21 protein-coding genes are annotated in these 24,570 nt (G+C 35.0%); 10 read left to right on the top strand and 11 right to left on the bottom strand.

The window, feature by feature from the left end:
• The first annotated feature begins 39 nt into the window (after nt 1–39).
• The gene (locus N4597_RS10615) at nt 40–1,245 is read left to right on the top strand and encodes an acetate/propionate family kinase (RefSeq protein WP_172577320.1); all 1,206 of its coding nucleotides are present in this window, start codon (nt 40–42) and stop codon (nt 1,243–1,245) included.
• 280 nt (nt 1,246–1,525) lie between these two features.
• Here the strand turns inward: N4597_RS10615 and N4597_RS10610 are convergent, their stop codons facing one another.
• The 11 genes from N4597_RS10610 to N4597_RS10560 all read right to left on the bottom strand — a co-directional run bounded on the left by N4597_RS10610 (nt 1,526) and on the right by N4597_RS10560 (nt 12,714).
• Entirely contained in the window at nt 1,526–2,275 is a 750-nt protein-coding gene (locus N4597_RS10610; RefSeq protein WP_260903918.1) for an ABC transporter permease, read from the bottom strand.
• Nucleotides 2,276–2,297: 22 nt separating this feature from the next.
• A complete protein-coding gene (locus N4597_RS10605) occupies nt 2,298–3,167 on the bottom strand; it encodes an ABC transporter ATP-binding protein (RefSeq protein WP_260903916.1) in 870 nt (289 codons plus the stop codon).
• Nucleotides 3,168–3,186: 19 nt separating this feature from the next.
• Nucleotides 3,187–3,954: a hypothetical protein gene (locus N4597_RS10600; RefSeq protein WP_260903914.1), complete on the bottom strand. Its 768-nt coding sequence runs from the start codon at nt 3,952–3,954 to the stop codon at nt 3,187–3,189.
• A 6-nt stretch (nt 3,955–3,960) separates the two neighbouring features.
• A complete protein-coding gene (locus N4597_RS10595) occupies nt 3,961–4,767 on the bottom strand; it encodes a nitroreductase family protein (RefSeq protein WP_260903911.1) in 807 nt (268 codons plus the stop codon).
• On the bottom strand, nt 4,757–5,617 hold the full coding sequence (locus N4597_RS10590) for a lantibiotic dehydratase C-terminal domain-containing protein (protein ID WP_260903908.1): 861 nt from the start codon (nt 5,615–5,617) through the stop codon (nt 4,757–4,759). Before N4597_RS10590 ends, N4597_RS10595 begins: the two co-directional genes overlap by 11 nt.
• 170 nt (nt 5,618–5,787) lie before the next feature.
• A complete protein-coding gene (locus N4597_RS10585; protein ID WP_260903906.1) occupies nt 5,788–7,455 on the bottom strand; it encodes a YcaO-like family protein in 1,668 nt (555 codons plus the stop codon).
• Between the two features lie 18 nt (nt 7,456–7,473).
• Nucleotides 7,474–8,157 carry a hypothetical protein gene (locus N4597_RS10580; RefSeq protein ID WP_260903905.1) on the bottom strand — a complete coding sequence of 228 codons (684 nt, stop codon included), beginning with the start codon at nt 8,155–8,157 and terminating at the stop codon, nt 7,474–7,476.
• The gene (locus tag N4597_RS10575) at nt 8,157–9,065 is read right to left on the bottom strand and encodes a hypothetical protein (protein ID WP_260903904.1); all 909 of its coding nucleotides are present in this window, start codon (nt 9,063–9,065) and stop codon (nt 8,157–8,159) included. The genes N4597_RS10580 and N4597_RS10575 overlap by 1 nt, the downstream gene beginning before the upstream one ends.
• 1 nt (nt 9,066) lies before the next feature.
• Nucleotides 9,067–11,415, bottom strand: coding sequence for a hypothetical protein (locus N4597_RS10570; protein ID WP_260903903.1), 2,349 nt, complete (start codon nt 11,413–11,415; stop codon nt 9,067–9,069).
• Nucleotides 11,416–11,421: 6 nt separating this feature from the next.
• A complete protein-coding gene (locus N4597_RS10565) occupies nt 11,422–12,501 on the bottom strand; it encodes a M20/M25/M40 family metallo-hydrolase (RefSeq protein ID WP_260903902.1) in 1,080 nt (359 codons plus the stop codon).
• 60 nt (nt 12,502–12,561) lie between these two features.
• A complete protein-coding gene (locus tag N4597_RS10560) occupies nt 12,562–12,714 on the bottom strand; it encodes a thiopeptide-type bacteriocin (RefSeq protein ID WP_260903900.1) in 153 nt (50 codons plus the stop codon).
• A gap of 366 nt (nt 12,715–13,080) precedes the next feature.
• Here N4597_RS10560 and N4597_RS10555 point away from each other — a divergent pair, with 366 nt between their 5' ends.
• The 9 genes from N4597_RS10555 to mnmG all read left to right on the top strand — a co-directional run bounded on the left by N4597_RS10555 (nt 13,081) and on the right by mnmG (nt 24,492).
• The gene (locus N4597_RS10555) at nt 13,081–13,353 is read left to right on the top strand and encodes a hypothetical protein (protein ID WP_260903897.1); all 273 of its coding nucleotides are present in this window, start codon (nt 13,081–13,083) and stop codon (nt 13,351–13,353) included.
• Between the two features lie 108 nt (nt 13,354–13,461).
• Entirely contained in the window at nt 13,462–14,805 is a 1,344-nt protein-coding gene (locus tag N4597_RS10550; RefSeq protein ID WP_260903894.1) for an ATP-binding protein, read from the top strand.
• A gap of 10 nt (nt 14,806–14,815) precedes the next feature.
• Nucleotides 14,816–15,556, top strand: coding sequence for a LytR/AlgR family response regulator transcription factor (locus tag N4597_RS10545; RefSeq protein ID WP_260903893.1), 741 nt, complete (start codon nt 14,816–14,818; stop codon nt 15,554–15,556).
• 144 nt (nt 15,557–15,700) lie between these two features.
• The gene (locus tag N4597_RS10540; RefSeq protein WP_260903891.1) at nt 15,701–17,440 is read left to right on the top strand and encodes an ABC transporter ATP-binding protein; all 1,740 of its coding nucleotides are present in this window, start codon (nt 15,701–15,703) and stop codon (nt 17,438–17,440) included.
• Complete coding sequence (locus tag N4597_RS10535; protein ID WP_260903890.1) at nt 17,433–19,202, top strand: ABC transporter ATP-binding protein; 1,770 nt, start codon at nt 17,433–17,435, stop codon at nt 19,200–19,202. Before N4597_RS10540 ends, N4597_RS10535 begins: the two co-directional genes overlap by 8 nt.
• A gap of 8 nt (nt 19,203–19,210) precedes the next feature.
• Nucleotides 19,211–19,909, top strand: a complete 699-nt coding sequence (locus N4597_RS10530; RefSeq protein ID WP_056975620.1) for a M57 family metalloprotease — start codon at nt 19,211–19,213, stop codon at nt 19,907–19,909.
• Between the two features lie 255 nt (nt 19,910–20,164).
• Nucleotides 20,165–21,004, top strand: a complete 840-nt coding sequence (locus N4597_RS10525) for an alpha/beta hydrolase (protein ID WP_260903887.1) — start codon at nt 20,165–20,167, stop codon at nt 21,002–21,004.
• 165 nt (nt 21,005–21,169) lie between these two features.
• Nucleotides 21,170–22,564 (top strand): tRNA uridine-5-carboxymethylaminomethyl(34) synthesis GTPase MnmE, encoded by a 1,395-nt coding sequence (gene mnmE, locus N4597_RS10520; RefSeq protein WP_056975624.1) that lies wholly within the window; start codon nt 21,170–21,172, stop codon nt 22,562–22,564.
• A gap of 17 nt (nt 22,565–22,581) precedes the next feature.
• The gene (mnmG, locus tag N4597_RS10515) at nt 22,582–24,492 is read left to right on the top strand and encodes a tRNA uridine-5-carboxymethylaminomethyl(34) synthesis enzyme MnmG (RefSeq protein ID WP_260903884.1); all 1,911 of its coding nucleotides are present in this window, start codon (nt 22,582–22,584) and stop codon (nt 24,490–24,492) included.
• The last annotated feature ends 78 nt before the right edge of the window (nt 24,493–24,570 follow it).

Here is a 24,570-nt window from a genome sequence, read left to right as displayed (position 1 = left end):
AACTTACATTAAGCGCTATTAGCTATTGGAGGGTTTTTTATGGAAAAAGTACTTGCAATTAACTCAGGTAGTTCAAGTTTAAAGTTTAAGTTGTTTGTCATGCCAGCAGAAGAAGTGATTGCGGCTGGTAAGATTGAACGAATTGGGATTAAGGATTCCCGGGTCGAAATCAAATATGGCTTGGGGCAAAAATACGAAAAGGTTGAGGATATCAAGGACCACAAGGTAGCCGTCGACCTGTTAATGAAGTTGTTGATTAAGCTTGAAATTATCCGAGACTATATGGAAATCAACGGGGTCGGTCACCGGGTAGTTGCTGGGGGCGAGTACTTTAAACATTCTGAGATTGTGGATGATGAGGTGATTAGAAAGATTGAAGAAATTCAAGACCTAGCGCCACTCCACAATCCAGCCAACCTAATTGGAATTAAAGCCTTCAAGGAAATTTTACCTTATGCTTGTTCCGTGGTGGTCTTCGATACTGCCTTTCACCAAACGATGCCAGAGGAAAATTACATTTATAGTGTTCCGTACGAATGGTATGAAAAACTGGGAATAAGGCGCTATGGGGCCCACGGCACGAGTCACCGCTACGTGGCTAATGAAGCCCAAAAATTGCTGAATCAGCCTTTAAAGGACTTGAAGTTAATCAGCTGTCACCTGGGGGCAGGGGCTTCTATCTGTGCAATTAAGAACGGGAAGTCATTCAATACTTCGATGGGCTTCACCCCTTTGGCAGGACTGACAATGGCTACCCGCTCAGGGGACGTCGATGCGTCAGCGATTGCTTACGCGATGGATCACTTGGGGATTAGTTCGATTGACGAGATGCTAGAGATTCTTAATAAACAATCTGGACTCTTGGGGATTTCTGGAGTTTCCTCCGACATGCGGGATGTTAGCCAAGCGGCTAGAGCAGGAAATCACCGGGCTGCCTTAGCCGGCCAAATCTTTGAACGGACCGTAGTTGATTATATTGGCCAATACATTGCTGAAATGGGCGGGGTCGATGGCATCATCTTTACCGCTGGGATTGGTGAAAACTCCGTTTCTTTGCGGGCGCACATTGTTGAAAAGCTAGCCTACCTGGGAATTGAACTCGATGCAGGTGAAAATAGTAAGCGGGGGATTAATAACATTATCTCGACTCCTAATTCAAATGTGACGGTTATGCGGATAATGACGGATGAAGAAGTTATGATTGCCCGGGATGTAGTTGCCTTAGAAGCTAGCCAAGCAGACTAGGGGATAAAGTAACACATTTATAAAAAACAAAAATCTCCGCAAAACTCTAGATGTGTGATTGACTTTGCATCTAGAGTTTTTTAATTATGGAGTAAGTTCTTTGAATTCAAGCTATCGAAGGCTTCTAAGAAAGGTTACGCTAATTTCTTAAAATTATTTGAAACTGAGATGCATAAAATTTTGTATAGAGTAAAAAACTGCTTGAAATCAAGTTTCTTATCAACTGAATTTCAAACAGTTTTATATAATTAGATATAAGGTTCAGGTAGAAATCATATTTTTAAGATTTTTTATTGTAGTTAGATATAGTTCTTAAAGTCTTGCTTTGTTTGGCAACAACATAAAAGATTGTCAGGAAAAATAGACCGTAGAGAATGAGTATATATAATGAAAACCACGGAATTATTCCTTTAGATATATAGCTAACTGCCAGTTCTCTAAAGTGATAAGTTGGTGTAAACTTGGCAATCTTTTGTAAAAAAATAGGGAAAACATTAATTGGAACCCATAGACCACCTAATATAGCCAATCCAAAGTAAAGGATATTTGAAAATATAGAGGCAGTTTGCATATCTTTGAAGAGCGTTAATAGTGTGCCAATGCTAAGAAAAATCGTTGAACCAAACAATAGCAAAAGACCTGAAACAAGCCATTGAGTTAAAGTAAGATTGACATTTTTAAGAAAATGCCCGGCTAGAAATACTAGTATAATTGAGAGTGCAGATTCAATTGTCATTTTGATTATTTTAACTAGAGTGACTTGAAATTTGGAGAGAGGAACTTTTTGTAAAGTTTCATCCCAACCGTTATTTTTATCTTCCATGATATCGAATGGGAAATTATATAATGCAAAACTGGTTAAGCAAAAAGTTGTCATAGACATCAAGAAATTTTGGGTAAAAGCTGAATTACTCTTTTCATAAACTGATGAAAAAACAATAAATAAGACAATGGGCATTACTGCTGTCATAAAAATATATTTTTTGTTTCTAGTTAGACGTAACCACTCTATTTTTAATAGTGCTAGCATGAAAAACAACTCCTTTAATTTTCTAGTCTTCAAAAATAGCTGTAAGTAAAGATGCGTTACTTAATTCAACACTGGATAGGTTAATATTTTGATCTAGTAAAGAAGACAATATAGTGTTGGTATAATTGCTACTAAAATTCCATGTAGTAGTAGTATCTTGCTTTGTAGATACAATCTCTTTAGTATTAGCTATTTTTTTAAGTTTTTCTTCATATTGTTGGTATATTTTTTTGTCGAATATAAGTGTTCTCTGTTGTTTTAAACTTCTTAAGTGAAATGGAGTATCGTTAGCAATCAAGTGTCCTTTTTTCAAAAGAAGAACATAATCTGCACAATAATCAATTTCTTCTATATAATGAGTTGTAAAAATAATTGTTGTACCTTTTTTTTTAAGATTTTTAATTATTTTCCAAAAATGTTGGCGTGTATTAGTATCCATACCTGCAGTAGGTTCATCAATTATTAAAAATTTAGGATGGTTCATGATAGTTAGGCATACATCTAGAAGTCGTTGTTGACCGCCTGATAATTTAGAAGCGATTTGATTTAGTTGTGTGCTAGTAAAATTTAAAATATAGTTAATTTCATCATCATTGAGATGGTTTCTAGAGAAACTAGCAACGAATTCAAGTAATTCCGCTACCTTAATATCACTAGGAAACTTAGTCGTTTGGGTTAGATAACCAATTTCTGATTCAGAAAATGTATTGAATATTTCTCCGGAAGAAAGTGGTAATTTATTAGAAATCAAATTTAGTAGAGTTGATTTTCCTGCTCCATTTTTTCCAACTAAAGCAATACACTTGCCTTCTTCTAAGGAAAAACTCACATTTTCTAATGCTAATTTATTATCAAAAGATTTAGTAACATTATGGCATTCCAATACATTCATTAATCAATCACTCCTAATATTAATATAGTGGTAGAAAGTCACTTACGGAAATAATATTGCCTTGTGTTAAAGTAATTGCGCGATTATAAAGTGGACTCGATTGATACAAATAGTTTGTCATTCTCTCAATAATTGAGATATAGCATTGCGTTTCAATATAAGAATTTATACCTACGTTATTGATGTCAGATTCATAAAAACTAATAACTGGGGTTTCAGAAGAAAGTTTATCTAAGACCGTTAGATTTTTCTCTAATAAGTGTACTTTATTTAAGAAAGGTCCGATAGTAAATGTTGTTTGAGTATTTTTCTTAATGAACATAACTGTCTCACTTTTTCTACATACCCTTATGATGTCATTTTTCTGATAAGAACCACTGAAGTAAATTATTGAATATATTTTAGTTGGATTGGTGCCACAAAAAATATTTTTTTTAGTTACAGTGTTGTTATAGGTATGATATTCAACAATTTTATAGGTATTAATTTTTTTTAAAAAGCTACTATAAAGTGTTTTATCAGAAACATCAGACCTATTGATTGATTGTAAAATATTCCATATTTTTTCTAAGAAAATATAGGATGGTTTATCTAGTAGTATTGGTTCATTTAAGATAGTTTCTAGTTTTCGTAATAAAATAATCGTTTTATCAAAATTATTAGTTTTTTTCCAACTGATAATTAGGCTATCAATTTTCTTTCTTTTAAGAGAAGACACACCATTCGAGGTATATAACTCTAAAAATGGATTTACATAATAGTTATTATTTATTTTTTTGATAATCATACTGGTTCACCCCACGAATACGCCGTAAATAAAAAAGGTATCATCATCTTTAACATTAGTAAATTTGCGTGCTTGATCATTAAGTACGCCGCCTGAACAAATGGAAGATTTGTTCATAGCAGCGGTAATTAATTGAATATTTTGAGCAATATGACCGGCTTCAATAAAAGCTAGCTGTTGTGAGAAAGTACGATACTTAATAAAACTATCTTTTAAATTCATTGCAAAAATAATAGCAAAAGATATATTTTCCATTTTATAGGATAATTTATTATTAAATTGCCCTATTGCAAAAATATCTTTAAAGGAAAGGTCACTAGAAGTAGCGTTCTCGGATAGAAATCCTATATCACCATGTATTTTGTAAGAATGATTTTTAGTAAAACGACCAATAGTTTTATTAAAAACAATATATGGTATTATTGGATATTCTGCACCACCAGATGGATAATTACGTAAAGGGATTATTTGGCCAAAATCTTTTCCATTATTTCTACGTCTTGTTCCATCACTAATAGCACGATTTAATAAAAATAAAATATCCTGCTCTGTCCATGTGTTATTAAGCTTGTCTATAGGAGTAGACGAACGTTGTAGTAGAGCCTCATTTAAATCCAATTCTTTATATGGTATATTTTTCCAAAAAGAACAAAACGGGGTAATTTCTTCAAGTTGTTCATAATGCATTTCGTAATTTTTATGTGGAGCAAAATAAGAGAGCCAACCCGGCAAGTTTTGTGAAGTTCTACGTAAATAGTCTAAAAAAAGTTCATAATTATCGTTTTTTTGAATCCAGTAACGGTTATCGTTCATTAGTACATTGTATCCTTTCTAGCATATATTTATAAAAAAGAGATTCAAATTCTATAGGTAGACCTAATCTATTTGCAGTCATGTGAAATTGAGAGAATAAAATAGCCCTTCTATATTCAGTTGAAATTTCTTTACAGCAATAGATCCGGAATAAAGTTTTAAAAAAGTATTGATAGAAAACATCTTTTTTAATTTGTAAAGCTAAATTGTTAATCTTTTCCCAAAAGTTATTTTTAATTGAGATGTGAAATTTTTTTAAGCTCTTAAATTTATTCCAATATGATAATGAGTTTGTTACAAATAAATTTCGGTTACTTACATCATTCATAAAAATATCATCAATTAAACTATAAAAAATACCAAAAAGAAGTAAAATCTTAGATTTCTTAGATAGATGTAAGTTAAGTATGCTGTTGACATATTTAGATGAGGCAATGAATGCATGTTCTGAGTAAGGTAGTATCTCCATACCACCGTATCTACTAATTTCAGGAATATAATCCTTAGAAACAATCTGAAGATTTTGGTACCATTCCATTTTGTCTGGATTAATTTTTAATCCATCAGTAAAAGTAGATCTATAAAATTTTATCTTGTCCAAAGTTATGTTTTTAGCATTGGGGTATTTTTTCAATGTTTGCAGTAAACATATACTTAAAATATGTTTAACTTGTAGAGATGTGATATCTTCTTCTTCTCTAACGCGTATTCTTATATGTGGACCACCTTCCCAATATCTAATAAAGAAGAAGTTGCGTATTTTTTCTTTTGAAAATTCATTAAAGATATTTATTATTAAATCATCTATTGAAGACGTATCCCAATAAAAAACATGATATGAAATCCACATAAAAAAGCTCCTCATAATATATATTTATAGTACATATAAGCACACAGCTTTAACTAAATAATAATTTCTTAATATCCTTTTGTGACTTTAACTTCAATATTTCCATTTACCTAAGATGCAATGCCATTAGTAAAGAATCTTTATGGGAAGTTCTCATAAAAATTCTTTACTTAAGGAAACGGATGAGGGATATTATTAAATTGGGTTAATGTAGGTAGAGAGTAAAGGCTACGATATTTATTTACAACGCTAGTGTCAATACGAAGTGAGTTATCGCCAAAAGTCATTGGAAATATTCCTGGTATAATCACTTTTGTTGCATATAGACCACAATTTTTTAAATCATCTGAGGTTAGATTTACACATAAAATATCTTTAAATTGCTGTGATATAATCTTGATTAAAGATTGTAAAAGTTTTCCTTGTGTAATTGGAATATCAGATTTGCAGAATATATTAGCTTTATTCTTTCTTTTATATGGAAGAAAAGAATTAGTGAAGTTAAATGCTTTACTACATTTTGAATTTCCATAAAATTTAACATGATCTTCTAAAGTAGTGATTTTTAAGGGTTGTTTAGGTTCTTCATTTTGATTGTTTTCATATACAGTCATACCGACTATTGCTTCTAAAAGAGCACCAGATATGGCATTATCTAAATTAAAGTCAGCACTAGCTGCAGAATATGAATACATTTTTGAATTATTTTTTTTATTTATTATTAAACACCAAATAACATATATGGGCTCTACAAACGATATTTCAAATATATTAATATCATAGTTAGCAGACATTGTTTTGAGAATGTTGTATAACTTTTTGTCTTTTACATGAATTCGCCAATCCAATTTAAATCTAGGTATATTTCCAAACCAAGTTAGAAGAAAACTATGACGTTCTATAAGTTCCAGTATAGAACCAATCATTGCCTCAGCATATGTTCCTCCCAAGGACACACCGTTAGAACTATCATGTATTAATCTTTTTTTTGACCTATAAATATGGTTGCCATAGACCGCCAAATCTTCAGGTACCCATATTTTTTCACCAGATATAAGTGATGTGGATAAAGTCCAAAAGGTCGGAGTACTTAAAGAGAATTTTGAATCTTTTTCTAATAAGTACTCTGATGGAGGATAGGCTTTGTCTTTAATATTATTAAAAGAGGAAAATAATGTTACTTGTTTAGGATTATATGCGTAGTACTGTGATACGAATCGTTCAGTGGCTTCCAATAAGGATATGTTATATACATCGCTAAAATGCCATCCCCTACCATACCCATAGCTTTTATTGGTAGGTAGACCATCCGTAAATGAAAATGCTCCACCTGCAATACGAGTAGATGATGAATCTAAGGTGAATTTTCCAACTACATGAGTATCTAAGTATTTTTTTGCTTTGCTACCCGCATCAGCAAGGCTTAAGTATTTGTAGTTTTCCAATGAAATAGTAACTTGGTTGGAAAATATTTTGTCATATATGTTATCTTTAGCAGGAGCTGAGGAATACCTTGATTTAATGAAATTCAAATGGTTAATGACATTATGTTTTTTAACTAGCATAATGTCATAATTAATGTTAAGTTTAGTGTTTATGTTATCAGTATTAATTGTAGTTACGTTTGAATAATCTGCATCGTAAAAAAATAAGAACCAATTAGTTTTGGCGTATTTTCTTAAATAACTTAAGGTATTACATAAATTAGACTTAAAGTTAATATTTTTTTTAATAATAATGTTATATTCTAGTGGCAACTTAATGCATATATCGTCAACAATGGCCTGGGAGTTAATAAAATCCCAAGGAATATTACTGTCTATATTTATATATTGCATATGGGGTATTCTCCTTATTTATAAATGTACTATAACTACAGTTATTCTATTAAATAGATTTACGTATTTATATTTATAGTTAGAATTTTTATATCCAATTATAGGGCCAAAAATATTAACATTTTGAATGAATTGAGGTTGATAATTATTAAATGTGTTTTTGATTTGTTTGAAAGTAGTGTATGTTTTTGTAATATAGTCAACCTTTTGATTTGCTCTTAGAATATAAAGATCATTTTGGTTTTGTAACCGGTTGATGTGGTTACAATTTTGGAGATATTTCTTCCATGTAGATAAATCTGAATCAGAAATTAATACTGAAATAGCATCTCTACTTACGAATCTTTTAATATAATATTTTAAAAAGAGAAGAGTTAGATTTTTTTCTATAAAAAAAGTATCATCAAAATATATAGAAAATATGCTACCTTGTACAAGGGGACTACTATCTAGCAAACCAGAATTTAAAAAATTTCCAAATTCAAGTTCTAAACGTCTAACAGTTTCTTCAATATCATGCTGATTATTTGAAATAGGTAGTATATCATCTAAAGCTACATCCATATAGCTAAAGCTGTGTTTTTTGAATTTTGTATTATACAGAGTATTTTTGGATAATTTTAATCCTGGATTATTAGCTATTACGACATTATTATTTTTAAAAAATAGCAAATCGTTATTTTTATCAATTTTTATTAGCATTACTTTTCCCCTAAAATTTTATGATTATTGTAAAATGTATGACTCTCACAATACTGGGTTTTCCATGTTATTTTATAGAAATGTTCTATATTTTTTACGCATAGAAATAAGAGATGATTTCTTCTATTTAAACTAATACCGAATAGAGGTAATATTCTGAATATCTCAGTCATAATAAATCTGTAAGTTTGAAATTCTTTAGAATTATAGTATTTTTTAAGAATACTATCACTCAAAAAAGTTTTATGAAATAAACTATAGTCCATTTTATAGGGCGCATTAAAAAAATTATCAACACTGGATATTTGATGAGTATCTACAGAATTAATAAGTTCAAGTATATTTTCGAAATTTTTTATAAGGTAGTTAGATACTTGAGGCTTGTCATAAAGTTTAGATTCTTCAAATGAGTTGAGATTAAAGATGCGATTCTCAATACTATCCACGTCACTTTTAGAATATAACGCTTGTATTTGCGAAGTGAAGTATTTGATATTAGATAGAAATGAGAGATATCCATGTGTAATTCCTAATGTATTTAAGTAGGATAAAGAATTTATAATCTTTTGTAGTTCATAATTTTGAAGATTGATATTCAAATCCCAAAAATTTGTATCTCGTATAAATTGGAACAATGTTGTTACTAGCTTTTTATAGATGTTAAAGAATGCTACATCATTATCAATGAAATTCCATCCAATTTGAGTATAATTTTTTTGAATACTAGTAACGTATTTTTTTTCTAATTTTATTGAATCAGCATTTAAGCATATAAAACTTAGAGAGCATTCAGATGGACTTTGTCCCAATAATAGTAAATCAGTGTTTGCTTTTTCTAGATTAATAAGATTCTTTTTTTCAGACATCATTAACTCTTTATTTTGAAAAATTTCTTTGATTTTATCCAAATTAAATCATCGCCTTTGTTTCGATAATGAACTCCTTTAATCGTTTGTTAAGAGAGTATTCAATAGTTGGAGAAGGTGTCTCTAATACGACCCAAGTACATTTTTTTAGATATTGAATAAAAGTTAAGAAGGAAATTGGTTGATAAATATTTATATAGAGAGGTTTTCGCATTTTTCTATTAAATTTTTTGAAATCAACAACAAATTCTCTTATAAAAAAATCAACCAGTGGTATCTTTTTTGTTATCTCATAAATAGAATTTAAAATATTGTTGGAATCATACATATTCAATATTTGTTCTGATTTAATGAGGTATTTCCTTCTAGTTAATTGCAATCTACGACTTAAAAAATATATGGCGGGTACAGTGTAGATAGTTTGATTAGAATCTTGAGCGTATAAGTGTCGCAAAATTAAATCGCCTAAATCAAAGTAAAGACTACTATTTAAGGTAATGGAATTAATTTCTAATAGCAATGACGGATATGCCACAGGATTAAGACTACCTAAATACGTGAAAAATAGCTCTTGTTTATCCTTATTTAGGAATTTAAGTTCTTTAGTTTGTGAATCAGGATAGAAGTTAATTTCCTCGAGTTTATAACTATCAATATTAGTATCTGTTATACTTGTATCGGGTAACATATTAGTGGTAATACTGGAGTTTGAAACTCTATAATCTACGTTGAAACCAAAGTTATATGGAAAGTCTGCAAGATTAGACAAGCCATAATTATTGTTTAAATGTTGTGAGTAATTATTCCAAAATCTTCGAGTAAAAACACCATAACCTTTATATATATGGTTTATAATAAAGCCAGATGCAGTTCTTTGTATAAAGAAAGAATAAGAGTGAAATCTAGATGGTAATTCACTATTAATATATTTATTTATAAACTTAGAGTTTAATATTATGTCATCGTTGAGCGTGAATTCGTGCATAATCTTTTTTACTATCGAGAAATCAACAAAGCCTAGTCTAATCTTGCCTAAGTCAGTGTTATTATATATATATTTATTGATATTATTTAAAAGACTGTGTATATCAATATTCGAATTTTTACTAATAATTCCTTTAGGATATTGATTAATGAGGTAATCATATGCGTATTTCCTAGCGTATTTAGATGCATCTAGTGTAGAAAAAAATCTAGCTGCTAAATCTAAAGTTTTTTCTAGTTTTGATAGTGTTTTATATTCGTTATTATTGTTGAACTTATTCTCTTTTTTAACGAAAGAGTCTACAGTCAGGACCGGATTATTTAATGTAGATATATTTTGATCCTTAAAAAAAGTAGTAAGTTCCTTAGAAAAACTAGATAATAAATCAATATTTTTAGAATATTGTGTATTTAGGTTTTTTAATTTTTTATCAAAATACTCGAAAGTATTGATAATAGTACTATCTTTAATATTGAAGAAACTGAGAATTTCACCAAATGTTAGATATTTATCCATATTTTCGTATGATATGATACCTAGTTTAATTAATTTACAAATAATTTCATCATTTAAGTATTTTGAAAGTTCAGCATACCCTACGTGACCTCTAGATTCTAATATATTGAAAATTGGATTATTGGGTAAGGAAACTTTCTTTTCATTATTTATAAATAGCGTGGCTTCTTGATTATCAAGTAAAGTATCATATATTAATCTATTTTTTGTATACACACTTTTTTTGTTAAAAATAAAATAGCCAGTGAATGAGCTTAAATTATTTAGTAGCAAATTTCTATAAAGTCTATTCATTAAATAACCTTGAATTCGAATTACGTACTCTTTCTTAGGATTGCTTATTCCATTTGTTAATAGCAAACCTGTTTTGCCAGTAAATCCAAAAGCTCCAGTCTTTAGAGATAATTGACAAGCCAAACCGTACAAAGACAACAGTAGTTTATTTGTTATTTTTGAAGTGGAATTTTTGTTTACAGATTTAATTGAGGGGTTTTTACTCAAAAAAATTTCACTTTCCTTAAAAAATTTCTGTAACTTTAGCTGTTGTGCATTAAGTAGCTGTGCATATTTAGTACATAAATTATTGCAAGTAGTATTATAATTATCTTTTATTTGTTGGTATTCAATTGCAACGCTGAAATTTCCTAGTTTTTTAGTAATATTTTTTTCTTTATGGATAATTTTCCTTAGTTGAAGTAAATTTACTTTTTCATTATCGGTAATACTACTATTAGATAATTTAAAGTTTATTTCTTCTATAATAGAAGTACACGAGTTATGAAAGCAGATGTCTGTTCTTGAAAAGTCATCGACAATTTTATTAGCTTGGTTAGAGAAAATATCTAGAAATCTATTTGCTGGTACAGCATTTTGCCTAAAAAAGAATGGCATAAAAATTCATCTCGCTTTAGTATTATAGGCTAAAAATATTATTGAACTTATTGCGGTTTTAAAAAAATTAAAATTAATTCTATAATATTTAGTGTGTAAATGTTTATAATTATCGTTGTATAAATTTCCCACAAAGTAATATAGTTGGTTTGTAGAAATAGCATGATACTCCGAAAAATCATCTGAAGATAACGAATTAGGTGCAGTTAGAAATACTGCATTTGAGAACTGCTTTAATCTATTAAATAATATGGTGCTGTTCTTTATTTGATAGTGTTTTGATAAGTATTTCACCGATACCTTTTTAACGCATTCACAATCTTTGATAGTATAGATAATACTTTTCTCAATGTTTATTAAATCTTTTAGATCATAGTTGAAAGACCTAATAGATAGTATGAGTTCGATGTGTGTAGGTTTTGAAGATACGGATCCATCAGATACAATTTTACTAATTTCTAATCTAATTTCATTCGAATTGAATGAATTAATTTTTTGAAATATATCAGTAATATGAGTAACATTGCATGTTGTTCCTAAATGAGCGGAACTACTTAATTCTACATTAAAATGTATGGTTACGTTATTTGATAAGGTAGGACCAGATTTTACCGCTATTTGATAAGGTTCTATTTCGGGTGCATTGTGAAGTGCAAATATATTTGTAATCACTATATTAAGTTGTTGTAGTATGTTAACCATTTTTTTAGCACCATTTCCAAATTCTTCAGAACTTTGAAATATAAAAATCAAGTTATCAGAGTAATTTTTGTAATTTTTACTAATATAAGTAATAGCAGCTAGTAATGCTGCCATATGTGCATCGTGTCCACAAGAGTGATGCAACGTGGCATCTGCCGTTTCAACAGCATCTAGTTCAACTCTAAATCCGAAATTAAATTTATTGGTAGAATTTTTAGATAATTTGGCGATAATACCCTCAGTGTTATTAAAGATAATTTCTATATTAGGTAATCTCTTTAAATATGAGCATATTATATTTCGAGTAATATATTCTTCACCTGATTTTTCAGGTGTTTTGTGTAAAACTTTATAGAAATAGATGCCTAGCTCAGTTGTATTCATGTATATATATTCTCCGAAATAAAAAGTACCCCTCTAACTGAAAGGTACTCTCTTTGTTAATTAGGCACAACAAGATGATGAGCCACAGATACTGCAAGCACTACTACCACTACTTGCTGATGTAGTTGATGCAATTTCTGATTCATCAAGATCTAGAACGTCAATATCTAAATCAAGAATAGATTGTAAATCTTCATTTTGATGATTCTCCAACTAAGGCACCTCCCATCTTTTTTGTGAAGAAAATATCTTCCAAGGTTGAATTATAACTCTTGGTTAAAGAAAAAAGCATTTTAAGTTTATTCGTAGCATATAGAGGTTTTTTCGTTAGTAAATGTTAATAATTAAAATAAAATTTCTATAAATTGTTGATATATGTGTGCTTTCGAGGTATTAACAAATTGTTAAGGATAAATAAAGAGTTTTTGATTTTCTTAAGAGAATGTGCTACTATTTCACTGTCTTTTGTTATTGCCCGTTGGTCAAATTGGCTAAGACGCTGCTTTCTAGGAGCAGAATTGGAGGTTCGAATCCTTCACGGGTTATTCTATTATGATGTAGATGGGAGTGGTATAAAATATGATTCGTTTCATACATGATTATGTAAAGAAAAATTATGTTATGGGAAAGTATAGTAGAAATTACTATCATGCTAGTGGTTCAGGAGAAAGGGAGAGCATAGACGACTTCGAGCTTGGAAGGAAACAAGCGAAGGAAGACTATCATGCTGGTAAATATCATTGTCGTCACTTTTACTTGATAAAGATACTTAATTTTATTTTTAAAAATAAGGCAAGTGAAATTTTGAAATTTATCAAGGGATATGAATTTGAAATAAATAAGAATAATTAAAAATGAGCAACTTTTATTTGAATGGAGGGAGTAACAATGTTTACTGTATTTAGTGTTTGGACAAAGTCATTTCTTTATGGCTATATACACAATCATTAGGAGGAAAAAGTGCTTAGTACATCATCATTTGGATTAATATTTCTTGTATACTTTATTAATTATTTTATGGTTTGGATACTGTATGGAAATTTTACACGAAGTTTAAATGTAAGAAAAATTTGTGAGTATGCTGTGTGCGCTATTTTTTTTGCAATGGGATTTGTTGCTTTAGGAATTGAGGCAATAGCATATATACTAGTTGTATTAATATATAATAAATGGACTAAAAGTAGTTACACTTCTTTTTTTTTGATTATTTCGTGTATATGTGTAGTTATTATTAATGATGATTTGACCATTTTTTTAGTTGAAACATTATCTAATTTTATAAAATTAACAGGTAATGAAATGATTGTAGCAGAAATAGTCATTTCATTATTTTTGGATATAGTAATAATTTTTCTTATTAATAAGTATAGGTTACGTTTGAAATTTATAATATATACAGATGATGCGATATATCGTTATTTTAAGTCTTTTTTATTGATACTTTTATTTGTTATTGTAGCAATTCACGTAATATTTACTTTTATAGGAATTGCAGATAACTTAGCTGGCTTTTTTAGCTTAGCTTCCCTTTTGTTATGTTCTATAGTGGGTATTCTTTTCTTTAATAAAATGGAAAGTATACGGCAAAATATTATTTTAGATGAGCAGATTAGACAAAATCAGATGTTTAAGAGTTTGGTAGAACAAGTTTCTGAATATTATACGAGCATAAGTAACTTTAGACATGACTATAGGAATCTACTATCTTCCCTAGAGATTGAAATTGAAAAGACTGACAATAAAGAGTTACTGTCTCATTTTCACAAAATTATTGATTATTCTAATCAAAGATTAGAGAACATCGTATCACAAGCTGACTTAATAACACTTAGTAAAATACATGATTTAGGTATTAGGAGTATTTTACAGATGAAAATTATCAAAGCTAGGGAAAAGAGAATTGTCGTTAATATTGTTATTGAGGAAGTTCCTAACTTGGATAATTTAACATCCAATACATTAAATACATTGATTAGGATACTATCTATTTTATTAGATAATGCAATAGAATACGAGCAATTTAATAACCATCGTGAAATAAATATTGGTTTTAGAAAAGTAGGGGATTGCAAAACCTCGATAGTAATTGAAAATACTATTGCTGAATTAAATGATGTTAATGTTGTTGAATGGTTTAATGAAGGTTTTTCAACTAAGGAGAATCATTCTGGAAGGGGATTATTTATAGTCAGAAAGTTAGTTGATAATGATAGTAATTTTTCGTTGCAAACAAGCATTCTTGATGGTAGAGTGCAATTTATTTTAGAGGTAATTAATAACAATGTTACGAATAATTTTAGTTGAAGATAGTAAGGTGCAAAGACAACAAACTGGGCAAAATATTAAAAAATATTTGGAGTTTGAGGGATTAGACGCTGCCCTAGTTTTAAGTACAATAAATTTCATGGAAATAAATAATGATATATTAAGTCATCCTAACGATCCATATTTATTTTTTATTGATATTGATTTAGGGGATCAACTTTCAGGAATTGAAATTGCTAATAACGTTAGGAAAAAATTGCCATTTTGTAATATAGTTTTTTTAACCGCTCATATTGAATATTCATTGGTTATTGTTCGTAATCACCTTAGGCCATTAGACTATATCCTAAAAAGTAGTGGACAAGACGAAGTTATGGAAGGAATTAGGCAGAATATTCAAACTACGCTTAAGGAAATAGAAAAATCGCATAATAGGAATGATAGGTATTATTATTATGCTATAGATGATTATCATTATAGAATAAATTATGATGATATCCTGTATTTTGTTGCCAGTAAAAAGAATACTATTAAGATATATGCACGAAGTAATATAGTGGAAATTGGCTGTTCTTTAAAACAAATTGAAGATTTAGAAAAACCATTTTTATTTCGATGTCATAAAAGTTATATTATAAACATAAATAATGTTAATTTGTTTGTTGAACATTTAGGTGAAGTATTCCTAGATGAAAAACACTTAGTTAAATGTCCTGTATCCATTAGGAAGCTAAGGGCGTTGAGAAAAAAATTAGCTACGCAAAATTTCACTAATGATTCAGATAAGTAAAGTAAGGATTATTTCCTGAGAAATATAGTGGTTATGTTAACGAGAGTTAGCGTAGCCACTTTTTTTGTAGCGGGTAGAAAACTTGACAATTCGGCGGCTTTTCCTTAGTAATAGTAGGTAAGAAGAAACAAGGGCGGTGGAAAGATGGAAATTTTAAAACCACACTTGCAACGTTACTGGCAAGAAATTGTGGGAGCAGTGCTGGCGGTGATAGTTGCAGCTGTTACGGCTTTGTGGCAACCTCACTTATTGCAGGCAGTCCTAAATGCAATTTTAACTAACGATAGTGTGCTAGTTAAGCGCTACGGAATAGAGTTAATTGTGGTTGCACTAATTGGAATTTTGGCGGGCGTGGCCAATGTCTTTTTTGCAGCCCGCTTGGCTCAAGGGGTCACTAGTGATTTACGGGAAGAAACCTACCGTAAAATTCAAACCTTCTCCTTTGGAAATATTGAGCACTTTTCGAGTGGGAGCTTGGTGGTCCGGTTAATTAACGATATGAATCAAATTACCAATTTTGTGATGACCTTGGTAATGCAACTGATTCGGGTACCGGTTTTATTTGTGGGCTCCTTCATCTTAGGCGTGGTGACTATTCCTAGACTGTGGTGGGTCGAGGTTAGCCTAATTACCATAATTATCTTGGTCGCTTACTTTATCTTTAAGCGGATGGGCGCCTTATTTGAGCGGGTTCAAACTTACATGGATAAAGTGAACCTTCAGGTTAAGGAAGAATTGCAGGGAATTAGGGTGGTTAAGTCCTTCAATCAAGAAGGAAAGCAACAAGCAGACTTTAACCAAACCTCAGAGCAGCTTAACCAAGTTGACCTTGTAATTGGTTACCTCTTTTCGGCTTCTTTTCCAGCCTTCACCTTGGTGTCCTATCTCGGGGTGGCCTTAGCAATCTACCTAGTAGCTCAAACAGTTACCATTCATCCCCAGGAGATTGCGGCTTTAAGCGCCTATATTACCTACCTGACCATTTTAACGATGGCAATTATCATTGGGGGGATGACCTCAATGGCTTTCTCACGGGGGCTTGTGTCTTTAGGACGCATCAAGGAAGTCCTAGTGACCAAACCGGATGTTGAGTTTGAGCAAAGCGGCTTTAAGGGCAAACTGCAAGGCAATGTTACCTTCAAGGAGGTTAGCTTTGCTTACCCGGACGCTAAGGAAGGTGATTTGAGCCTAGCAGACATTTCTTTTCAAGTGCAAGCCGGTCAAATGGTTGGAATTGTGGGGGCAACTGGTGCTGGTAAATCAACCTTAGCTCAACTAATTGCCCGCCTGTATGATCCGACGACCGGGACGATTGAAATTGACGGACACGACTTAAAAACGCTTAGTGAAGAAACCCTACGCCAAACGGTGTCGTTTGTTTTGCAAAAGGCGCTCTTATTTTCGGGGACGATTGAAAGCAACCTCAAGCAAGGTAAATATGATGCCACCAGTGAGGAGTTGGAACGCGCCATTGGGATTGCGCAGGCAGCCGAATTTGTCAATCGCTACCAGGAAGGGCTTGGTCACGAAATTGAAGAGCGGTCCGCTAACTTGTCCGGGGGCCAAAAGCAACGCCTATCAATCGCCCGGGGGGTAGTAGGGCAACCACCAATTTTAATCTTGGATGACTCGACTTCGGCCTTGGATGCTAAGTCCGAAAAGTTGGTGCAGGAGGCATTAGCTAAGCACCTGCAAAATACGACGACCTTCATTATTGCCGAAAAAATTGTTTCGGTTTTGAAGGCCGACCAAATTTTAGTCTTAGATCAGGGGCGCTTAGTGGCTAAGGGGACTCACCAGGAACTATTAGCTAGCTCACCTTTGTACCAAGAAATTTACGCCAGTCAAAAGGCTAAGGAAAGGATGGTGGCAGTAGATGACTAAGCTAAAAGCGGCGGTGGCTTACTTTAGCCGCTATCTGAAGCCTTTTTGGAAGGGCATTTTAGTGGTGATTGGTTTGACTTTGGCTGCGACCTACTTCCAAGTACTGGCGCCGGTTTACATGGGAAAAAGCATTACGGCCTTAACTAAGTTAGTCACAGGTAAGGTGGCCGCTAGTCAAGCGTGGGCAACTTTTTACCAGGCGTTTGGGCTAATGGTGCTTTATTATTGCTTAAATGCCCTTAGTATCTGCGTGGCCTGGATGGTTACTTCGCGCTTTAATTCCCTGTCAAACAATCAGATGCGCAAGGGCCTTTACGGTAAGTTACAACGGTTAACCGTGAAGTACTTTGATACCCATCAAGACGGGAAGATGTTGGCGCTCTTTAATTCCGACTTAGATAATATTTTTAACGCAATGAATGAGGCTATTTTTGAGATTATCTCGCAAAGCGCCTTATTTATTGGCACAATTTGGATGATGATGAGCATTAATAAGACGATGGCTCTAATCACGATGGCGTCAACACCCTTAGTTTTAGGGCTAGGTTGGCTAATCATGCGCAAGGCCAAAAAATACCTTGACTTACAGCAAGAAGAAATTGCTAGTTTGAACGGGTATGTCAATGAACAGATTAATGGCGAACAGGTCATTATAACCAACGGGCTCCAGCGCCAATCGGTTGCCCAGTTCCAAAAATATAATGACCGGGTCAGAAAAACGATGTTTAAAGGGCAGTTATACTCTGGCTTACTCTTTCCCTTAATGAACGGACTATCAATCCTAAACCTGGCAATCGTAATTGCAGCCGGGTCCTTGCTGGTTTTGAGTGGTCAGGTTGAAACCGCGGCTGGCTTGGGTTTGATTGTGATGTTTGTACAATACTCCCAACAATACTTTCAACCTCTGACCCAGATTACGGCCATCTACTCCCTCTTACAACTGGCAATTACTGGCGCTAACAGACTAGCTAAGGTTGAAGCTGAAGTTGAAGAAGACCGGGTTGAAGCCGGCATTAAGCTGACTAAGCTGCAGGATAAGGTGACTTTAGAGGATGTCCACTTTGGTTACCAACCTGAGAGAGAAATTTTGCATGGCATCAACATTGAGGTCAAAAAGGGCCAAGCGGTTGCCTTAGTCGGTCCAACCGGTTCGGGTAAAACCACGGTTATGAATCTGCTTAACCGTTTCTATGATGTGACTAGTGGGGCGGTCAAGTTCGATGGGATAGACGTGCGCCAGCTAGACCTAACAACGCTGCGGAAACAGGTAGGAATCGTATTGCAAGATTCGGTCCTATTTACGGGCACAATCGCAACCAATATTAAGTTTGGTAAGTCAAATGCCAGCGACCAAGAGATGATAGCGGCCGCTAAAAAAGCCAACATTCATGACTTTATTATGAGCTTGCCCAAGGGGTACGAAACAGAAATTACCGAGGAAAATAACCTATTTTCCACCGGGCAAAAACAGTTGGTAAGTATTGCCCGGACGCTGTTAAGTGACCCTGATTTTCTGATATTGGATGAAGCCACCTCTAACGTTGATACCGTTACGGAGGCTAAGCTTCAAAAAGCAATGGATAACGTAATTGCCGGGCGGACGAGCTTTGTAATTGCCCACCGCTTGAAGACGATTATCAATGCTGATAAGATTGTGGTGTTAAAGGCTGGGACCGTTATCGAAAGTGGCAGTCACCAGGAGTTATTGGCTAAACAAGGTTTTTATTATGATTTGTACCGTAACCAAATGGCGTTTGAGTAGGTGGAAAAATGAAGCTTATTAAGGCAGTAGTGACTTTAATTAGGTGGACCTTAAAACTGATTTTAACCGGGATTTTACTGATGTTAGTCGCGTATTTTTTAGCAAGTTCGAATTGGTTAAAGGCAGACAATAAGCTAGCATTAGCGCTCAACCAAGGGTTAGTGCAAGTGGAAGCTTGGCTAAGCAAAGCAGGAGTTTTACCTAAGCTAGCTATGACAGAAAGAAAGGCTAGCCAGGCTGATACGGACGATAACCAGGCTCAAGGAGCTCGCTGGCCCCAAAACCAAGCCCGAGTTTACCTTGAGCTAACAGATCCGAAGTTAAAGCGGGCCTGCCTAGTGGCGATGAGTGCTTGGAACGACACGGGTGCCTTTAAGTTTGTGCAGACTACAGACAAGGATAAAGCACAGATTATCTGTCGGGCTATTTCCGATTCGACTAACGGGGCGGCTGGGGAAACGGAAACGGACTTGGCTTTACCCCAAAAGCAGCTAACCCATGCGACGGTTTACCTAAACAAATATTATCTCTTCAATCCTAGTTACAGTTATTCTTGGCAGCGTATCATCAATACGGCTGAGCATGAATTGGGACATGCAATTGGACTAAGACACACCAATGAGATTTCAGTGATGCAACCAACTGGTTCTAATTACTCGATTCAACCGGCTGATGTGACGAAGGTGCGGGAACTTTACAGTCGCTAGCAGGCAGCATTATAAAAAATCCTTGAATTAAGCACTTACAAAACTTGTTTTTAATGATTTAACGCTTTATACTTAGGTTAGGTACTAGACCATTAGTATCGAAACTCATTTTTAAGCCTTGAGAACTCCGAATTCTAAGGTTTTCTCCACAATTATGATATCTACACCAATAGTAAAAAGACCTCTCACTATCAGCTGCGGTGAGAGGTTTTTGGTATAATTAAGGAAAAAGATAGCTAATAGGGAGGAAATTTTATGGCTTTACTAAAAGTTAGTTTTGTTTCAGAAACCTTACACCGCGCGGTGCCGTTGGTGGTAATTTTACCAACCGATAAAATTTATAAGGCCAATCAACCAAAGCGGCCGGTCGATAAGCCCTACAAGACTTTATACCTCTTACACGGAGTTTTAGGCAACGAAGAGGATTGGCTAACCGGGACAAGGATTCAACGCTGGGCGGAGGCTAATGACTTAGCAGTGGTGATGCCAGCTGGGGAAAACTCATTTTACGTTGATAACGCCTTTACCGGCCGGGCCTATAGTCGCTTTATTGCCCAAGAGTTGGTTGAGTTTACCCGCAAGAGTTTCCCACTTTCGCCTAAAAAGGAAGATACCTTTATTGGGGGCTTATCTATGGGGGGCTACGGTGCCTTGTACAACGGACTTAAGTATCATGACACCTTTGGTGCGATTGTTGCCTTGTCGGCGGCGCTAATGGTTGATGAAAGCTTGGCAGACCTGCCAGAGCAAGCAGAGTGGTTTGGTGCTACCAAAGCCTTTTGGCAAGGAGTGTTTGGTCCCGACCTAAAGGCAGCTGGTCAAAGCGAATGCAATCTCAAAGTATTAATTAACAACTTACTAGCTCAGCAAGTAGCATTGCCGGCAATTTACCTCGCGATTGGTGATGACGATAAGTTACTCGCTGCTAACGTCGACTTCCATGAATTTTTAGATCAAAAACAAGTGGCCCATGTCTTTAAGGTGGCTCCCGGAAGCCATGAGTGGGATTTTTGGGACCGGCATCTAAAGCGGGCATTAGATTGGTTGCCGCTTGAACAAGCTAGTGCAGGTATTAATAGTGGAAATGTTAATTAAGTTTTTTGTTTGACATTTTTTTGATTTGAAAGTATATTAAGGTTAATCATTCTTATCTGGAAAGATAAAGTAGTCAAAGTGCTTTATCCACGACTGTAAGTACTCTTAGTTTTAAGAGGAAAGGCGTGGAGTGGCGCTTTTTTTAGTGTTAAAGGAGGTTTTTTGATGGCTACGATGACGGTGACGGAATACGATACGATTGCTGCAATCTCGACTCCCCCTGGCGAGGGTGCGATTTCGATTGTGCGGTTGAGTGGTGAAGAGGCGGTGGCCCTTGCGCAAAAAATCTTTAAGGGTAAAGATTTAAGTCAAGTGCCTTCACACACTATTAATTACGGGCATATTATTGATCCTAAGACTCAAGCAGAAATTGATGAAGTAATGGTGTCTGTGATGCGGGCCCCTAAGACGTTTACGCGTGAAGATGTAATTGAGATTAACTGCCACGGAGGGATTGTTGCGACTAATAAAATTTTGCAACTACTCCTGGCTAACGGGGCCCGGTTGGCGGAACCCGGTGAATTTACCAAGCGGGCCTTCTTACACGGGCGCATTGATTTGACCCAAGCCGAATCAGTCATGGATTTAATTCGGGCCAAAACTGACCGGTCAATGAAAGTAGCGTTAAACCAATTAGACGGCAACCTCTCCCATTTAATTAGGAACTTACGTCAAGATATTTTGGATGTGTTAGCCCAGGTAGAAGTTAATATCGACTACCCTGAGTATGATGATGTTGAGACCATGACGACTAAACTTTTGAAGGAAAAGGCTTTAGAAGTTAAAGCCCGGATTCACCAGTTATTGGAAACTGCCCAACAAGGCAAGGTCCTACGTGAAGGGTTAGCAACTGCAATTGTTGGCCGGCCTAACGTGGGTAAATCCAGTTTGTTAAATTACTTACTGCATGAAGATAAGGCGATTGTAACGGATATTGCGGGGACAACCCGGGATGTAATTGAAGAATACGTCAACGTTCGGGGCGTGCCTTTAAAATTGATTGATACCGCCGGGATTAGGGAAACCACTGATAAGGTTGAAGCGATTGGGGTAGAACGCTCGCGGAAGGCGATTGAACAAGCCGATTTAGTCATGTTGGTCCTCAACTCTAGTGAAGAATTAACTGCAGAAGACTTAGAGTTAGTAGCGGCTACTAATGGCAAGAAGCGAATTGTGATTCTTAACAAAATGGACCTGGAACCTAAGTTAGATGTGGAAGTACTCAAGCAACACGTTGATGCCGCAGAAATTTTGACCACCTCTGTTTTGACTAACGAGGGGGTAGATAAGCTTGAGGAACGAATCGCAGAATTATTCTTTGGGGGAATTGAGAACTCACAGACAACGGTGATGGTTACTAATGCGCGCCATATCGGGTTGTTAAGTCAAGCGGAAGATGCGCTTGCAGCGGTGCTGGCAGGTATTGAACAAGGGATGCCGGTTGACTTAGTTCAGATTGACATGACCAACGCCTGGGACTTACTGGGAGAAATTACCGGTGACAGTTACCAAGATGAATTATTAAACCAACTCTTTAGTCAATTCTGTTTAGGAAAATAGGAAGGAAGAAAATTGAGATGAAAGTAAAGCATTACCAAGCTGAAGACTACGATGTAATTGTAGTCGGAGCCGGCCATGCGGGCTGTGAAGCTGCTTTGGCCGCCGCACGGATGGGAAACAAAACTTTATTGATGACTATTAATTTAGATATGGTGGCCTTCATGCCATGTAACCCTTCGGTTGGTGGCCCGGCTAAGGGAATCGTTGTGCGTGAACTTGATGCCCTGGGTGGCGAAATGGGACGCAACATTGACAAGACTTACGTGCAAATGCGGATGCTTAATACCGGGAAAGGGCCAGCAGTGCGGGCTTTGCGGGCTCAAGCAGACAAGCATGCTTATTCTGCCGAGATGAAGCATACAATCGAACGGGAGCCTAACTTAACTTTACGTCAAGGGATTGTAGATGATTTAATCATTGAAAATCAAACGGTTGTGGGGGTAGTTACCAATACCGGGGCACGTTATGGAGCCAAAACGGTAGTCTTAACCACGGGTACGGCTGCGCGTGGTAAAATTATCATCGGTGAATTGATGTATTCATCCGGTCCTAACAATTCGCAACCATCAATGAAGTTATCTGGTAACTTGGAAAAGTTGGGCTTCGTGCTCGAACGCTTTAAGACTGGGACCCCACCCCGGGTGGATGGCAATACCATCGATTACTCGGTAACGGAAGAACAACCTGGTGATAAAGACCCTAACCACTTTAGCTTTGAATCCAAGGACGAGGATTATTTACCAGTTAAGGACCAACTTTCTTGCTGGTTAACGTATACCAAGGAAAAGACCCACGAAATTATTCGGGAAAACTTAGAACGGGCGCCAATGTTTTCTGGGGTAATTAAGGGGGTTGGTCCCCGTTATTGTCCGTCAATCGAAGATAAGATTGTGCGCTTTGCCGATAAGGACCGCCACCAACTCTTCATCGAACCAGAAGGGAGAAATACCGATGAATACTATATCCAAGGCTTTTCTACCTCAATGCCAGAAGAAGTGCAACAAGAAATGGTCCACTCCGTTCCTGGTTTGGAAAATGCACGGATTATGCGGCCTGGTTATGCGATTGAATATGATGTGGTATCACCATACCAACTACGCCCAACTTTAGAAACTAAGCTAATCAAGAACTTGTATACCGCTGGCCAAACGAACGGGACGTCTGGTTATGAAGAAGCGGCAGGCCAAGGAATCTTGGCTGGGATTAACGCCGGCCGCCGGGCGTTAGGCAAGTCCGAAATTACTTTGAAGCGGTCAGATGCTTACATTGGGGTAATGGTTGATGACCTAGTTACTAAGGGTACGAACGAACCTTACCGTTTATTGACATCACGGGCAGAATACCGCTTGCTTTTACGGCACGACAACGCTGACTTACGTTTAACAGAATTAGGTCATGAAATTGGCCTAATTTCTGATGAACGCTATGCTAAGTTCTTGGCTAAAAAAGCTGAGATTGCGGCGGAAAAGGAACGTTTAGCTCAAATCAGAATCAAGCCTAATGAAGCAATTGATGCTTATATTGAGGCCCACGGTGACCGGCCACTAAAGGATGGGGTCTTAGCGAGTGAATTCTTGCGGCGACCATATGTTAGCTATGAAGACTTACTCCAATTTATTCCAGCTCCTGCTAAGCCATTGGATCGCCGGGTAATTGAACAAGTTGAAATTCAATATAAGTACGAGGGCTACATCAAAAAAGAAGATGCCAAAGTTGAAAAGTTGAAGCGGATGGAAGCTAAGAAGATTCCAGCCCGGATTAACTATAACGCGATTGAAGGCTTAGCAACTGAAGCCCGGCAGAAGTTAACGAAGATTCAGCCAGAAACTTTGGCCCAAGCAAGTCGGATTAGTGGGGTTAACCCAGCCGACATCTCAATTTTAGCCGTTTACATTGAACAAGGTCGGATTGCTAAAACGCAAGCTTAAACAAAAACAACTATTTCCTGGGAAATATTGCTCAGAAAATAGTTGTTTTTTTTGCTAATACCCATTAAAAATTTAAGG

Source organism: Ligilactobacillus agilis (assembly GCF_025311475.1).
Classification (GTDB): domain Bacteria; phylum Bacillota; class Bacilli; order Lactobacillales; family Lactobacillaceae; genus Ligilactobacillus; species Ligilactobacillus agilis.
Note: the sequence above shows the minus strand (reverse complement) of the source record. Positions and strands in the feature narration are given on the sequence as shown.

Bases quoted from the DNA above. Each gene is read 5' to 3' on its own strand.
- N4597_RS10535 (WP_260903890.1), top strand. From the start codon at position 17,433: ATGACTAAGCTAAAAGCGGCGGTGGCTTACTTTAGCCGCTATCTGAAG.
- N4597_RS10540 (WP_260903891.1), top strand. From the start codon at position 15,701: ATGGAAATTTTAAAACCACACTTGCAACGTTACTGGCAAGAAATTGTG.
- N4597_RS10570 (WP_260903903.1), bottom strand. From the start codon at position 11,415: ATGCCATTCTTTTTTAGGCAAAATGCTGTACCAGCAAATAGATTTCTA.
- N4597_RS10565 (WP_260903902.1), bottom strand. From the start codon at position 12,501: ATGAATACAACTGAGCTAGGCATCTATTTCTATAAAGTTTTACACAAA.
- N4597_RS10530 (WP_056975620.1), top strand. From the start codon at position 19,211: ATGAAGCTTATTAAGGCAGTAGTGACTTTAATTAGGTGGACCTTAAAA.
- N4597_RS10525 (WP_260903887.1), top strand. From the start codon at position 20,165: ATGGCTTTACTAAAAGTTAGTTTTGTTTCAGAAACCTTACACCGCGCG.
- N4597_RS10590 (WP_260903908.1), bottom strand. From the start codon at position 5,617: ATGTGGATTTCATATCATGTTTTTTATTGGGATACGTCTTCAATAGAT.
- mnmG (WP_260903884.1), top strand. From the start codon at position 22,582: ATGAAAGTAAAGCATTACCAAGCTGAAGACTACGATGTAATTGTAGTC.
- N4597_RS10585 (WP_260903906.1), bottom strand. From the start codon at position 7,455: ATGCAATATATAAATATAGACAGTAATATTCCTTGGGATTTTATTAAC.
- N4597_RS10615 (WP_172577320.1), top strand. From the start codon at position 40: ATGGAAAAAGTACTTGCAATTAACTCAGGTAGTTCAAGTTTAAAGTTT.
- mnmE (WP_056975624.1), top strand. From the start codon at position 21,170: ATGGCTACGATGACGGTGACGGAATACGATACGATTGCTGCAATCTCG.
- N4597_RS10605 (WP_260903916.1), bottom strand. From the start codon at position 3,167: ATGAATGTATTGGAATGCCATAATGTTACTAAATCTTTTGATAATAAA.
- N4597_RS10555 (WP_260903897.1), top strand. From the start codon at position 13,081: ATGATTCGTTTCATACATGATTATGTAAAGAAAAATTATGTTATGGGA.
- N4597_RS10595 (WP_260903911.1), bottom strand. From the start codon at position 4,767: ATGAACGATAACCGTTACTGGATTCAAAAAAACGATAATTATGAACTT.
- N4597_RS10580 (WP_260903905.1), bottom strand. From the start codon at position 8,157: ATGCTAATAAAAATTGATAAAAATAACGATTTGCTATTTTTTAAAAAT.
- N4597_RS10600 (WP_260903914.1), bottom strand. From the start codon at position 3,954: ATGATTATCAAAAAAATAAATAATAACTATTATGTAAATCCATTTTTA.
- N4597_RS10610 (WP_260903918.1), bottom strand. From the start codon at position 2,275: ATGCTAGCACTATTAAAAATAGAGTGGTTACGTCTAACTAGAAACAAA.